10 protein-coding genes are annotated in these 13973 nt (G+C 73.6%); 3 read left to right on the top strand and 7 right to left on the bottom strand.

What is annotated here, in order from left to right:
* Positions 1-21: 21 nt before the first annotated feature.
* The 7 genes from OCT49_RS30465 to OCT49_RS30495 form a co-directional block, all read right to left on the bottom strand.
* On the bottom strand, positions 22-2025 hold the full coding sequence (locus OCT49_RS30465; protein WP_283855016.1) for a YehQ family protein: 2004 nt from the start codon (positions 2023-2025) through the stop codon (positions 22-24).
* Positions 2022-3209: a VWA domain-containing protein gene (locus OCT49_RS30470; RefSeq protein ID WP_283855017.1), complete on the bottom strand. Its 1188-nt coding sequence runs from the start codon at positions 3207-3209 to the stop codon at positions 2022-2024. Before OCT49_RS30470 ends, OCT49_RS30465 begins: the two co-directional genes overlap by 4 nt.
* Positions 3206-5551, bottom strand: coding sequence for a DUF5682 family protein (locus OCT49_RS30475; protein ID WP_283855018.1), 2346 nt, complete (start codon positions 5549-5551; stop codon positions 3206-3208). Before OCT49_RS30475 ends, OCT49_RS30470 begins: the two co-directional genes overlap by 4 nt.
* The gene (locus OCT49_RS30480; RefSeq protein WP_283855019.1) at positions 5551-6684 is read right to left on the bottom strand and encodes an ATP-binding protein; all 1134 of its coding nucleotides are present in this window, start codon (positions 6682-6684) and stop codon (positions 5551-5553) included. Before OCT49_RS30480 ends, OCT49_RS30475 begins: the two co-directional genes overlap by 1 nt.
* Positions 6681-10343 (bottom strand): DUF4132 domain-containing protein, encoded by a 3663-nt coding sequence (locus tag OCT49_RS30485; RefSeq protein ID WP_283855020.1) that lies wholly within the window; start codon positions 10341-10343, stop codon positions 6681-6683. The genes OCT49_RS30480 and OCT49_RS30485 overlap by 4 nt, the downstream gene beginning before the upstream one ends.
* Positions 10344-10762: 419 nt before the next feature.
* A complete protein-coding gene (locus OCT49_RS30490; RefSeq protein WP_283855021.1) occupies positions 10763-11197 on the bottom strand; it encodes a hypothetical protein in 435 nt (144 codons plus the stop codon).
* On the bottom strand, positions 11191-11649 hold the full coding sequence (locus tag OCT49_RS30495; RefSeq protein WP_283855022.1) for an ATP-binding protein: 459 nt from the start codon (positions 11647-11649) through the stop codon (positions 11191-11193). Before OCT49_RS30495 ends, OCT49_RS30490 begins: the two co-directional genes overlap by 7 nt.
* A gap of 207 nt (positions 11650-11856) precedes the next feature.
* Here OCT49_RS30495 and OCT49_RS30500 point away from each other — a divergent pair, with 207 nt between their 5' ends.
* The 3 genes from OCT49_RS30500 (at position 11857) to OCT49_RS30510 (ending at position 13941) form a co-directional block, all read left to right on the top strand.
* Positions 11857-12717 (top strand): Sco1979 family transcriptional regulator, encoded by an 861-nt coding sequence (locus OCT49_RS30500; protein WP_283855023.1) that lies wholly within the window; start codon positions 11857-11859, stop codon positions 12715-12717.
* Positions 12717-12953, top strand: coding sequence for a DUF397 domain-containing protein (locus OCT49_RS30505; RefSeq protein WP_148832508.1), 237 nt, complete (start codon positions 12717-12719; stop codon positions 12951-12953). The genes OCT49_RS30500 and OCT49_RS30505 overlap by 1 nt, the downstream gene beginning before the upstream one ends.
* A 178-nt stretch (positions 12954-13131) precedes the next feature.
* The gene (locus tag OCT49_RS30510) at positions 13132-13941 is read left to right on the top strand and encodes an SAM-dependent methyltransferase (protein ID WP_283855024.1); all 810 of its coding nucleotides are present in this window, start codon (positions 13132-13134) and stop codon (positions 13939-13941) included.
* The last annotated feature ends 32 nt before the right edge of the window (positions 13942-13973 follow it).

Below are 13973 nucleotides of genomic sequence, written 5' to 3' on the forward strand. Positions count from 1 at the left end.
CGCGCCCGGACGCGGCGGGCCTCAGACCCGTCCGAGGCGGAGCTCGCCGCAGACCATGAGGTGGAGCTGGGCCTCCAGCCATGCCCCGCACCGGGCGGCCGGCCCCTCCTCGCCCGGCACGGACCCGTCGTCCAGCGCGTCGAGGAAGGCGCGGAGCAGCGTCGCGGCCCGGGCCAGACCGGTGCGGGACAGCGCGGTCACGGAGTCCTCGATACGGGACCGGGCGGGGGCGTTCAGATGGCGCAGCCCGCTGTGCGCCACCGCCGCCATGGCGGACATCGCCTCGTCCAGCACCGCCGCCAGCGGATCGGCGGACCGTTGCGCCACCGCCGCCAGGGCCGTGGAACCGTCACCCGCGGCGAGGTCGGGCACGACCACCCCGGCCGGGGTGAGCACCCCGAGCGGATCGATCCGCACCCCGCCGCCCGAACGGTGCACCGAACCGCTCACATGCGTGGCGCCGCTCTCCAGCGCATCGGCCAGGGCGTCCAGCGCACCGGGGCACCGGGGCCGGTACTCCGACGCCACCAGCGCCCGGGACCCCGAGGCATCGCGCACCACGGCCTCGAGCCGCTGCTCGGCCGGGTCGTAGCCGACGCTCTCCACCGCCGACAGCGCGACGACATGAACGCTCTCCGCCTCGACCCGCGGCCGGATCAGCCGGGGCGGCCGGCCCTCCCAGCCCGCCGTCAGCGCGGCCAGGTCCCGTACGAGCAACGGCTCGGGCAACTCGGTCCAGGCGGTGCCGACGGGGGTGATGGTCGTCGCGCCGAGCCGGCCCCGCGCGACGGTCAGCGCACGGCTCGGAGTGCGCCGGACACTCTCGCTGACCAGGCTCCCGGCGGCCAGCGAACCGAGCGAAGTGGCGAGGAGGCGCCGGGCGGACAGCCCGTGGGCGGTGAGCTCCTTGCCCTCGGCCGCCGTCCAGTCCTTGCGCAGCACGAGGACGTTGCCCGCGCCGGGATGGGCGAAGTACACCTCGGCGGTCAGGGACCGGCCGGTGCCGTGGACGCGGCAGCCGAGCGAGGTGAGCCGGACCCGGCGCAGCGGGGTCTCCCCGGCCTCGCGGGTGCCGAGCACGCCGGGGTGCGCGGCGGCCCGCCGCCGGGCGTGCACCTCGGTGATCAGGGCGGCGACCGCCTCCGGACGGTAGTGGGCGCCGCGATCGGCGTACGCGGTGAGCTGGTCCGTCAGCTCGGCGAGCGCCCCCGCGGGCCAGTGCATCGACTCGGCGGTCAGCCCGGCACCGGCACGCACCAGGGCGCCGCCGTGGACCGGCCCGACATGGGCCACACCCTCCGCCAGCAGCTCGTCCACCAGCCCGACGGCCGTGTCGAGCACGGACAGGGGAGCGGACGCCGAGGCGGAGCCGCCGCCCCCGACCTGGACGGACACGGAACGCTCCGCGGTCCCCGTCGCGTCGGCGGCCCGGAACGCCCACACCGCGAGCGCCACCATCTCGCCGCGCAGTTCGACGGCCGCGTCCGTCAGCGCGTACCCGACCTCGCCGGGCACCGGGAAACGCACCGTGCAGGTGGGGAGTTCGACCCGGGGCTCGGGATGGCCGGGGGTCGGGCGGTGCACGACGGCTCCGTAGCCGCGCTCGAAGGTGCGCCGGGCCGCGGCGGCCGGGCGGGTGCCGACCGCCTCGACGAGGGCGTCGTCGCCGGTGTCGCCGGGGGACCAGTCGGCGACCGGGGCGGGCGCGCCGTCCGCGGCCGACTCGGCCCGGCGCTGGTAGGCCAGCACCAGGGCGACGAGATGGCGGCAGACACCGGGCGCGGCACAGCTGCAGTCGCCGCTGTCCAGACCGGCGGCGGGCGGCAGGGAGGTGGTGGTGCCGTCGCCGAAACGGGCCCGCACGGTGGCGTCCGGATCGGTCGTGAGCTCGGGCACCGTCCCGGCGTCCAGCTCCTTCGTGGCGCGTTTCACCAGGCCGCGGTTGGCCAGCGCCGCAAGCGTGTCCGGGGTGAGGGCGAGCAGATCGGGCCGCGCGTCGGCACGATCGGTGGACGTGTCGGTCATCGGCCCAGCCTCTCGGCGACGAACTCGGCGAGGCGGCCCGGTGTCATCGCCCCGATGTGTGCCCCGGCCTCGGCGAGCCGCCCGGCCGTCCGGCGGTCATAGTCCGGGTTGGCGTCCTCGTCGAGCGCGGCCAGTCCCAGTACCGTCGTGCCCTGCTCCACCAGTCCCCGCACCGCCCGCACCAGCCGGTGGGCGTCGCCGCCCTCGTAGAAGTCGGTGACCAGCGCGACGATGGTGCGCCGCGGATTCTCCACCAGTCCCGCGCCGTACTCCACGGCCCGCGCGATGTCGGTGCCGCCGCCCAGCTGGACCCGCATCAGCAGCTCCACCGGATCGGTCACATCGGCGGTCAGGTCCACCACCTGGGTGTCGAAGGCGACCAGATGCGTCTTGAGACCGGGCAGGCCCCACAGACAGGCGGCGGTCACCGCGGAGTGGATGACCGAACCGGCCATCGAGCCCGACTGGTCGACCAGCAGGATCAACTGCCACTGCGTCACATGGCGCTGGGTGCGGGAGTGGAAATGGGCGCGTTCGATGAGCAGACGACGCTCGGCCGGCTGGTAGTGGGCGAGGTTGGCCCGCACGGTCTGCCGGAAGTCGAAGTCCCTGGCCAGGGCCACCCGGCTGGGCCTGCGGGAACGGGTGCCGTGGAACGCCCGGCGGACCTCGGGCCGCAGCCGGGCCAGGAGCTGTTTCACCACCGTCTCGACGATGCGCCGGGCCAGTTGCAGCACCTGGGGGTTCATCAGGTGCTTGGTGCGCAGCACGGCCCGCAGCAGCGTCGCGCTCGGCTCGACCCGCTCCAGCACCGCGGGATCGGTGACGATCTCCTGGATGCCGTACCGCTCGACCGCATCCCGCTCCAGGCGTTCGATGGTCTCCTTCGGGAAGAGCCGGTGGATGTCGTCGAGCCAGTCGACCGCGGTCACCGCGGACGGCCCGTCACCGCCTTCCCGGGAACCGGAACGTCGCACGCCCCGGCCGGCGAGATCGGGGTCGCGGCCGTAGAGCCAGTCGAGGGCCGCGTCCCGGCCTGCGTTGCCCGGACCCAGCGGCCCGGTGTGCCGTTCGGCGGGGGAGCCGAGCACCAGCCGCCAGCGTTCCAGGCCCGCGTCGGGGACGGTGCCGCCCCCCTCCTCGGGCGCGGACGCCGGGTCGGGCGCATGTCCGTGCGTGGTCATGGGGTGGCTCCCAGGTCGTAACGGGCCAGCAGACGGGACACGGACTCCTCCAGCGTCCGGGCCCCGGCGATCAGCAGGGGGTCCGTGGTGGTCCGCAGCAGGAAACGCGACGAACCGCGCACCCCGCGCCGCTCCAGCAGCCGGCCGGCGATCCGCTCCCGTTCGCGGGGCGGGAAGAACGCGAAGGCCTGCCGCAGCGCGGGCAGCCCGGCCAGGAACTCCTCGTCGGGCAGCGCGAGGACCAGGCCGTCCAGCACGTCGATCAACGACCCGCCCCCGGTCCCGTCCTCGCCCACCACACCGGTCACCTCGTCGCGGGCGAGCGCGAACAGCCCGGCCAGCCAGTCGCCGAGCGCGTCCGCCCCGGAACGTGCCACCGCACGGACCGCGTCGGCCGGGTCCCCGGCGGCGTCCGGCCCCTCGGCCAGGGCCCGGTACAGCCCGAAGCCGGCACCGCGCAGATCGACCGGCGCCTGCGGATCGTCGCTGATCCGCCGGGCGATCCCGGCCACCGTCGCACGCGGGACGGGCAGCAGATCCGGTGCGTGCACCACCGTGTCCCGCACCGCGACCACGGCCCGCAGCCGGGGCCGGTCCACTCCCGCCGCGCCGCGCGCCCCCTCCAGGAGCCACAGCAACCGCGCCGTCGCCCCCTCGATCACGGCGGCGAGCAGCGGACCGTGCGCCATTCCGAACACCCGGTCGTGCCGCCACAGCCCCAACGCCGTGGCGAGTATCCCGCCGAGCGGCCCCACCGCCTGCAATCCGCCGACCCGGGAGGACAGTTCACCGAGCAACTGCTCCGAGAAATCGTCCATTCCGCACAGCACGGCGTCGAACAGCGTCTTCGCCAGGCCGTCGGCCCCGGTCGTGGCGTCCCGCGTCCGTTCGGCGAGCGCGACGGCCGCCGCCTCCGCCAGGCTCGCGCCGTACGCCCCCGCCTCGACCAGTGCCGCCTCGCGGCCCGGTGCGGCCCGCGCCTCCCAGCGCTCGGTGAAGACGGGATCGGCCCCGTGCTCGGGACCGGAGGTCCGCCCGTGGCCGGGTATCCCCAGCACCCGCAGCCGGTGCAGCGTCCGGCTGCGCTCCAGACCGGTGGTGTCCGTGAGGTCCAGCCGGTACGAGGTGCCCGCGTCGCCGTCGAGCGCCAGCGCGGCGAGCCGCGCCGCCACGTCGTGCACCAACGGCGGTGCGGGAGTACCGGGATGGAGACGGCCGGTGCGGTCACCGCCGCAGGCCGCGAGCATCTCGACGACCACGGGGTGGGCGCCCGTCGTCAGGGCGCCGCGCTCCGTCCACGGCAGCGGCTGGTCGAGGTCGTCCGTGATCAGGGCCCCCGCGAGCCCGTCCAGCACGTCGATCCGGGCCGGGGACGGGTGGCCGCGCAACGTCGTGAGCCCCTGCGCCAGACTCCGTGCCGCGATCAGGTCGGCGGTGGACACCGGGAACCTCCGCGCCCGCAGCCGCTCGACGACCACCCGCAGCAGGTCGTCCGCGGCGGCCCGGGGACCCGAGTCCCACACCCGCTGGTAGTAGCCCGGCGACGGCATGCCCGACTGGTACCCCGCGAACGCGTCCAACTGCCGGAAGGAGTACGGCACGAGGAAGCTCCCGGCCATGGCCCCGTCCGGCGGGGCGGGCACCCGGGGCCACCCGTCCTCGTCCCGTTCCCAGCCGTCGTCCCCCGCGGCCCCCTCCCCGCCGGACCCGGTGAGCGCGCGGAGCGCGGGCTGGTGGAAGCCGCCGGTGACCACCAGCACCGGCCGGTCCCCGGCCGCCCCGACCGCGGCCCGGACCCACGCCGCCATGTACGTCTCGCGGGCGCGGTCGCCCGCGTCGGCCGCCGCGTCGCCCCGGACCAGCGCGAAGTACGCGTCGAGCCGGTCGGCGAGGCCGTCGTACGGTTCGACCTCGAACAGGCGGTCCCAGAGGGCGTCGGAGGAGTCCACCGCGAAATGCCGGCACAGCCGCTCCGTCGCCTCCGCGTAGCGGACCTCCGCGTCGGCGTAGCGGTTGGTGCGCTCGGCGAACGCGGGATGCCAGGCCGGGAGGTCGATGAAGCGGACCTCGGCCCCGGCGGCCCGCCCCGCCCGCAGCGCGACCCACTCGGGCGAGTAGTCGCACAGCGGGGCCCAGGACGTCGCGGCACGCTGCTCGTCGCGGTAGTGGCTGAACACCGCGACCGGCAGTTCGTGGCCGAGCAGCAGCTCGTCCAGCCGGCCGTTCATCTCGGCCGGACCCTCGATCAGCACCAGGGCGGGCCGGAGCTCCTCGACGGTCCGTTCGACGAGCCGTGCGCAGGCGGGGGAGTGGTGGCGCACCCCCAGGAACACCGCGGACATCAGTCGGCCAGCAGATGGCGCGCGTCGTACAGGGCCTTCCACTGCGGGCCCTGGCGGCGCGACACCTGCTGCTCCAGATAACGGCGCAGCCGGGCCAGGTCCTCCGGGCTGTCCTTCGCCGCCGTGCCCGCCAGGCAGGCCACCACATCGGCGGCACTGCCCGGCTCGCCGCGCAGGAACCAGCCGCGCACCCCCACGGCGTGGGCGACGGACACGGCCTCCGCCGTGCTCATCACCGCCGTGGGACGGTCCGAAGCACCGGCCCCGCCCTTGTCGCCGGTGCCCGCACGCAGCTCCCGGAAGGTGCCGACCAGCACCTCCAGCACGTCCCGGTCCGGCGGCGGCTCCACCCCCGAACGCCGCAGCAGGGTCGTCACCTCGGCCTCGACCAGGGCCAGTTCGGTGTCCAGGTCGGGGATCGGGAACACCGTCTCGAAGTTGAACCGCCGCTTGAGCGCCGCGCTCATCTCGTTGACACCCCGGTCCCGGGTGTTGGCCGTGGCGATGACGTTGAAGCCCTGCCGGGCGAAGACCATGCCCTCGGGCCCGGTCAGCTCGGGGACGGCCACCACCCGCTCGGAGAGCAGCGACAGCAGCGAGTCCTGCACCTCCAGCGGACAGCGGGTGATCTCCTCGAACCGCACCAGCCTGCCCTCCGCCATGCCGCGCAGCATCGGGGCCGGGACGAGCGACCGGGTGGAGGGCCCCTCGGCGACCAGCAGCGCGTAGTTCCACCCGTACTTGATCTGGTCCTCGGTGGTGGCCGCGCCGCCCTGCACCGTCAGCGTCGAGTCCCCGCTGACCGCTGCCGCGATCAGCTCGGACAGCAGCGACTTGGCGGTGCCCGGCTCCCCGACCAGCATCAGCCCGCGGCTCGTCGCCAGCGTCACCAGGGCCCGGTCCACCAGCGAGGGGTTGCCGACGAACTTCCGGCTGATGCCCGTGCCGGCGTCGCCGACGATGAAGCGGCGCGCCGCCCGCAGGCTCAACTCCCAGCCGGGCGGCCGGGGATCGTTGTCCTCGGCGCGCAGCGCGGCCAGCTCCTCGGCGTACCGCACCTCGGCCGGGGGCCGCTGCACCGCGACCGCGCCGTCGTCCGGCGCGCCCCCACGCCTCTCGTCCCGTACGGTCATGATGCGACGCCCTCCGTGAGTTCGGCCAGGTCACCGAGGAACTCGGACACGGTCACCGCGTCCAGGCCGGTGAACCGGAGCCGGTATTCGCCCCGCCTCCAGTGGTCGTCGGGCCGGCTGTCGAGCCAGACCGTCTCCAGGGTCTGGTCGGGGAACATGTCGACCACACCGACCGCGATGCCCGGGTCCAGTGCGATCACGAGGTAGCAGTCGTCGCCCAGGCGCTTGGAGATCCAGCGTTCCACCCCGGCGTCCTGCGGCTCCCCGCGCTCCCAGCCGCGGCGCTGCAGCCCGAGCACCTTCCCGACCGGCACCTTGAGCCCCTCGAACCGGGGCAGGCGGTACGTGTCGGCCTCCTCCCCGGGCAGGGCGAACACGCTCCGCCCGAGCTGCGGGAAGGGCTGGAGGATCTCGTAGTCGGCGAACACCTCGGACCAGGCGGCCAGTTCGTCACCCAGGTGCACGGGGTGCGCGAGCCGCACCGTCGCGTCCTCGGCCAGGACGAAGACGTCGTCCTCCGCGTCGGCGAACGTGCGGTCCTCCGCCACCCGGAACGCGGTGCGCGTCCCGTCCTCCGCCTCGCTCAGCCACACCAGCCGGCGCACCAGGTGCCACAGCAGCGGATGCTCGACGAACAGCTTCCGGAACTCCCCGGCCGTCCAGGAGCGTTCGGCCACCATCGCGGCCTCCAGCCGGCGCACCTGGTCCGAGGCGATCGTCCGGACGTCCTTCTTGAGCGCCATGAACCGCTTGCGCTCCGCCGGGGCGAGCTCCGCGTCGTCGCGGGCACCCGGCTTCGGCAGGTCCTTGCGGCGCTTGCCGTCACCGTCCAGCACGTACGGACGCAGCTGCTCGTCGAAACCGACCGTGAACGACCGGGGCCCGTAGTCGATGACCGTCGAACCGTCCGCGTCCAGCCCGAGATCGGGCACGAGACGGTCGGAGAGCTGTTCCCCGGCCAGTCCCAGTCCCGCGGCCACCTCGGCGATCTTCTCCCCGGCCCGCTCCTTGAGCGCCTTGAACTTCACCCGCTGCGCGATGCCGTGCAGATGCAGCAGGGCCACGTCGCTGCCGATGGCGGCCAGCACGTCGAGGCCCTCCACGGCCCGGTGGTGCGCCGACTCCCCGGGCCAGGCCCGGATCACCGGGGTGAGCCGGCGGACCGTCTCGTCGTCGCCCAGCAGCCCCAGCGCCTGCAGCGCCCACGACTCCTTCGCGGGCAGGTTCGCCCCCCGCCACTGTTCGAACAGGGCCCAGGCGAACTCGGCGAGCGAGGCGGCCTCGGCCGCCCCGGTCAGCGCCCCGACGCCCGGGTACACCTCGCCGGGCTTCGACAGCGCCAGCATCATCACGGCGTGCCGCACCGACGCCACCGGCAGCGCACCGCCGGAGCGGACCTTGATCTGCGGCAGGAGCGCGGGCTCCGTCCAGCCGGGCAGCACCGGCATCCTGGCGGGCAGCGCACGCTCCAGCGGGTCGACCGACAGCAGGTCCTCCACCGCCGCCGCGGCCTCCTCGCCGTACCCCAGGGCGGCTTCGCGCACCACGTCGTCGCCGTGCGCCGAGGCGATGTGCAGCAGCGCCTGCTCCGCGGCGCGCCGTGCGGTGCCCGCCTTGCCGACGGCGTCCGGCACCAGGAGCGGGGCGGCCGCCACGCCGTGCCGGGCGAACCAGGCGCGGGCGGTGGCCGCGGTGGCCTTGAGCCGGACCGCCCAGTTCGCCATGTGCCGGGCGACCCGCACGTCGACGAAGGGGAGGAACAGCGGGGCGAGCGAGCCGGGCTGCCGGGGCACGGCGCGCAGCAGCAGTGGCAGCGCGGCGAGACCGAACCGGGCGACGATCGGCTTGAGCGTGTCCTTGCCCTCCCACAGGTCGGTCGGGTCCCAGGTGGCGAGCAGCGGGGCGGCCTGCTCCTCGTCGGCGTGGACGAAGAACCAGGCGGGTTGCAGACTGCCCCCGGCCAGGTCGTGCTCCAGGGCGGCGGTGTCCCTTTCCCAGGAGCCGGTGCCGGGCCTGGAGGTGTACCAGGAGGAGGTGGCCGCCCACGCGGCCTGCTCCTCGGGCTGCCACCGGATCGAGGGCTCGGCCTCGGCGTTCAGCCCCGGCACGACCTTGTCCTTGGGCTTGGCGCGGGGCCGGGACCAGGGCGGCGACGTCAGCGCGGCGGGCAGGGAGTCCGACGGCGCGTCGGGGATCAGGTCCGCCGGGTTGAGCAACGGCTCGACGATCTCCACGACCTCCGGGGCGAGGCCGTCGAGCGCCAGGGCCACCATCTCGCGGTGGGCACCGATGTGCCCCCGGAGCAACTGCGGCACCAGGCCGGAGGCGCCCTTCGGACCGCCGGCGGCGACCTCGGCAGCCAGCAACCGCACCGCCCGCACCGGGTAACGGCCCATGGCGGTGAGGAGGGAGGGGCGGACCTGCTTGGAGTCCGCGTGGGACAACAGGGCGCGGAACGCCTCGTCGGTGGGCAGCTCGACCAGGGACTCGGCGGCGAGCTTCACGCTCGCCGCGTAGTAGCGGTCGGGCCCGTCGAGAACATCGACGAGATGGGGGGCGATGGCCGGGCCGACGCCCTCGGCGGCCGTCGCGATGAGCGCGACGTTGTCCACGAAGCCCCAGGAGGGGGAGAAACGGGCCATCTGCTCGGCGGAACCCAGTGAGCTGAACACCAACGCCCGCAGGATGTGGTTTCCGTTGCCGGTCACCTCGGGATCCGCGCAGAGCTCGTCCACCCACTCCGTCTCGCTCGGGACGAGGTAGGAGACGAGGATCCGGTGCAGCACGTCGGTCCGGCACCGGGCCAGCACCTCCACGGCCGCCCGGTAGGTGTCCTCGTCGGCCACGGCGAGAAGGGCACGGACCCGGTCGATCGGGGCCCGGTGCTCCTGCGCCCAGTAGTACTGCGGTGCCTGGGAGGCGTCCAGCCGGGGCGCGCTGCGCTTGCCGCCCCTCTGCTGCCAGGTGCCCCGGACCGAGAACACCTCGACCGCCGTCCGCGCGGCGAACGGCAGGCCGTACCGTGCGACCCAGAAGTCCGCCCACACGGAGTTCGGCACCGACGTCCGGACGATCGAGGCCAGTGCGGCCGCACCGACCGGTGCGGGGCTGCCGCCGAGATGTGCCCGCAGCTGGTCGGCCACCCCGGCATCCGAAGCCGGTGCGTCCAGGAACTCCTGGATCCAGGCCATCTGTTCCGAGATCGCGGCCTCGATCGTGTCGAAGGCGCCCTTGGCCGGCTTGGCCGGCTCCCGGCGCACCCCGCCGCGCCGCGGGTGGAGCACCCGCCTCCAGTTGGCGGGCAGCACGAAGGTGTCCTCGTCGGGGAGGACCGCCGTGCCCTCCCCGGGGGCGGGAGCGCCGTCCGGGACGGCCGCGGAAACCTCACCCGGAACGGGGGCGGGGCCGGAAGCGGAATCGGAGGAGCCCGGGGCGGAGGGGCGGGAGGCGGTAGCCCCGACCTCGCGGTAGCCCTTCTTCTCCTTCTCCTCGATCGTCTTGAGGACCTGGGCCGCGGCGGCCTCCGCCGACGCGTACTCCTTCGTCTGCGTACGCCCGTCGCTGCCGCACCGGCCGTAGCGCACCGTCACCGCGGTGCCCACGGCTTCGGTTTCCCAGAACTTCGACGCACTGCCCTCGACGTATTCCCAGCGACGCACAGCTCCGCCCCCTTCGCCACTTTCGACTCGCACCGCCGCGAGCTTCTCGATCAGTGGTGCCACAGTAGAACGGACCACTGACAGCGTGGTGTGTCCGGGGTGTCCGACGCGAAAAACCGCAGGTCGTCGCAGGTGTGAAAGCCCGGTCTCGGGCAAGGCGCCCTTCCGGCGCGGCCGGGGCGGGGAAAGCGGTGGCCGCCGCGCCACGGGCGGAAGGTGTCATTCCGTCGCCCGTTTGGGTGCTGGCGCCGCAGGGGACCGCGATCGGTCGCAGAAGAGGCGGTCCGCGGCCCGTCGCGGTCGATTCCGTGACGTTCCGTGAGTGAACGTGGTGGGCGAGGTGTGCGGAGTACGCGGTCGGGCGAGTGGGACGTACGGCCGCAGGGGCGTTCGTCGGCCCTGCACGGCGCGTGAGGAGGTCAGGGGGCGGAGATGGCGCGCTCACCGCCGGACGGTGCCCACGACGGGGCCACCCCGGTCACTTGGCACACCATCAGGAAGAGCGGAATGGGCGGGGTGTACGGCGTGCGGTTGTCGGGCTGGTGGATCAACCGGGGGCGCACGGCGGGGACATAGGCCCCTTTCGCGTAGGCGACCTGCCGCGGCCAGTCCAGATCGAGATCCGAGCCCGCGGGCACGATCCACCACCAGCGCTCGGCGTCCGCGAAGACACAGCCGGTGCGCGGCAGGTGGGACATCAGCCGGAAGCCGTACCTGGCCGGAACCCCCACCGCGTCGCAGCCCAGGCTCGCCGACAGCGCGGGCGGCAGCGGCAGGCGCACCGTGTCCGCGGCGAGCCGGGGATCGCGGGAGCGCCGGGTTTTGAGCAGGTGCGACATCGCGTTCTTCAACATGGCTGCTCCGGGCCGTGCGACAGCTCCGCCCAGACGATGCGGCCCGAGCCGTTGCCCGTGTCGCGGGAGCCCCAGGCGCTGCACATCGCGTCGACGAGCAGCAGGCCGCGCCCGTGCTCGTCGTCGGAGGTGCGGCGCAACTGCGGTCCACCGGGCTGGTGCCCCTGGTCCTGCACGGCTATGCGCAGCCGTCGGTGGAGGCGGTGCAGCTCGCACACGACGCGCGTGCTCACGGTGTGCACCACCGCGTTGGTCACCAGCTCGGAAACGATCAGGATCGCCGCGTCATGGGTGTCCGCGTCCATCCGCCACTGGTCGAGCCGGGCCCGGGTCAGCCGCCGTGCGCCGGCCACCGACTCGGGGTGCGCGGGCAGTGCGAAGCAGTACCGGAGCGCCTCCGTCCCGGGACTGAGATCCATGAGCCGGGGGATGAGCGCACTGCCAGGTGCCACAACCGATTCCTCACAGTGGGGGCTGCGTCACGCTCCGCGCTCTCACGCGAATGAGGGCCGGCGCGACTTCGTGAACTGGTTCACTCACCAACTCTCCCCCTGTCGCGAACACTTGGCAAGGGGCACTCTGAAAATTTCAGAGTGGCTGTGTTCTGGATCGCCCATGCATGGCACACTGCTCGCAAACAGCGCATGGGGAGGTCTGAAGTGAGCGAACCGCGGTCCGCCCCGACCGTGGGTCAGGTCGTTCTCGGCAAGCGCCTGCAGGATCTGCGGGAGCGCGTCGGCCTGAACCGCGACCAGGCCGCCAAGGTTCTGCGGGTCGCGCCTGCGACGATACGCAGGATGGAGACCGCCGAGGTCGCTCTCAAGATCCCCTACGTGCAGCTGCTGCTGAAGGCGTACGGGGTCGCGGACGACGAGGCCGAGGCCTTCGTGGAGCTGGCCGAGGAGGCCAACAAACCCGGCTGGTGGCAGCGCTTCCACGACGTGCTGCCCGACTGGTTCAGCATGTACGTCAGTCTGGAGGGCGCCGCGAGCCTCCTGCGCATGTACGAGCCGCACTTCGTCCCCGGTCTGCTCCAGACCGAGGACTACGCGCGCTCGGTGATGCGCACCGGGGCCGTCGGCCAGACCAGACCCGAGGACATAGAACGCCATGTGGCGCTGCGGATGCAGCGCCAGTCCCTGCTGACCAGACCGGACGCCCCGAAGCTGTGGGTGGTGATGGACGAGACGGTGCTGCGCCGTCCCGTCGGCAGCGTCGAGGCCATGCGCGGGCAGATCGACCGGCTGCTCGAAGCGACCGAACTGCCCCATGTGACACTGCAGATCGCGGAGTTCTCCACGGGACACCACCCGGGCACCTACGGCCCGTTCGTCCTGTTCCGGTTCGGCGTCCCCGAACTCCCCGACATGGTTTACAGCGAGTACCTGACCGGAGCCGTCTACTTCGACGCGCGCCCCGAGGTGGCCTCCTACCTCGAAGTCATGGACCGCATGGCGGCTCAGGCCGCCACTGCACAACGCACGAAGGAAATCCTCCGGGACTTCCGCAAGGAGCTGTGATGGATCCCATATACAACGGCATGCCGGCCGCCGATCTCGGCACCGAGGGCTGGCACAAGCCGTGGAGCGGTGGGAACGGGGGCAACTGCGTCGAAGCGATGAAGCTCTCCGATGGCCGGGTCGCCGTGCGCCAGTCCTCCGATCCCGACGGCCCCGCCCTGATCTACTCCCACGGCGAGATCGCCGCCTTCATCCAGGGAGCCAAGTCCGGCCAGGCGGACTTCCTCCTCACCTGATTCCGTCGCCCGCCCCTGTCCGTCGTCCGGCCCGGCCCCGCCGGGACCGGACCGGCCACCCGAATCCGGCCGGAGCGCTCACCCGAACCGGCCCTCCACCCCGAATCCGCAGCGCCGCCGCCGTCCCCGTTCCCCACACCGCCGTTGTCCGCCGACCTATGGACCCATGGAGCGCGCCATGACCGGGTACGACCCCCGAGCCGTCGAGATCGACACCAGCCGCCCGCATCCCGCACGGATGTACGACTGGTTCCTCGGCGGCAAGGACAACTACCCGGTCGACGAACAGATGGCCCGCGAGCTGCTGGTCCTGCAGCCCCGGGGACGGGACATGGCCCGGGTCAACCGGGCCTTCATGCGCCGGGCCACCAGATGGCTGGCCGAGAACGGCATCCGTCAGTTCCTCGACATCGGCGCCGGCATCCCCACCGAGCCCAACCTCCATCAGATAGCCCAGCGCATCGCGCCGGACGCGCGCGTCGTCTACTGCGACAACGACCCGATCGTCCTCGCGCACGCGGCGGCCCTGCTGCGGTCCACCCCCGAGGGGGCCACCGACTACATCCAGGCCGACGCGCGCGAACCGGACGTCATTCTCGAACAGGCCGGCCGGGTCCTCGACTTCGACCGGCCGGTCGCGCTGTCGATGCTGGCGCTGCTGCACTTCCTGAACGACGAGGACGGCGCGGCCGACATCGTCGACCGCCTGGTCGGAAGGCTCGCCCCGGGCAGTTTCCTGGTGCTCTCGCAGACCACGGGGGACTACGACCCGGAGGGGGCCGCGACCGCGTCCGCCATGTACAAGGCGCGCGGGATGACGCTGCGGCTGCGGTCCCGCGCCGAGTTCACCGCGTTCTTCGACGGGCTCGAACTCGTCGAGCCGGGCGTCTCGCTCTCCGCGGACTGGCGGCCGGAACTCGGCGAGGTCATCGAGGTCTCCGGCGACGAGCCGATCCCGGGTTACGCGGGCGTGGCCCGCAAACCCTGACCACCCGGCCGCATCCGGCCCCGCCCGCCGCC

Source organism: Streptomyces sp. ML-6, from assembly GCF_030116705.1.
Lineage (GTDB): Bacteria > Actinomycetota > Actinomycetes > Streptomycetales > Streptomycetaceae > Streptomyces.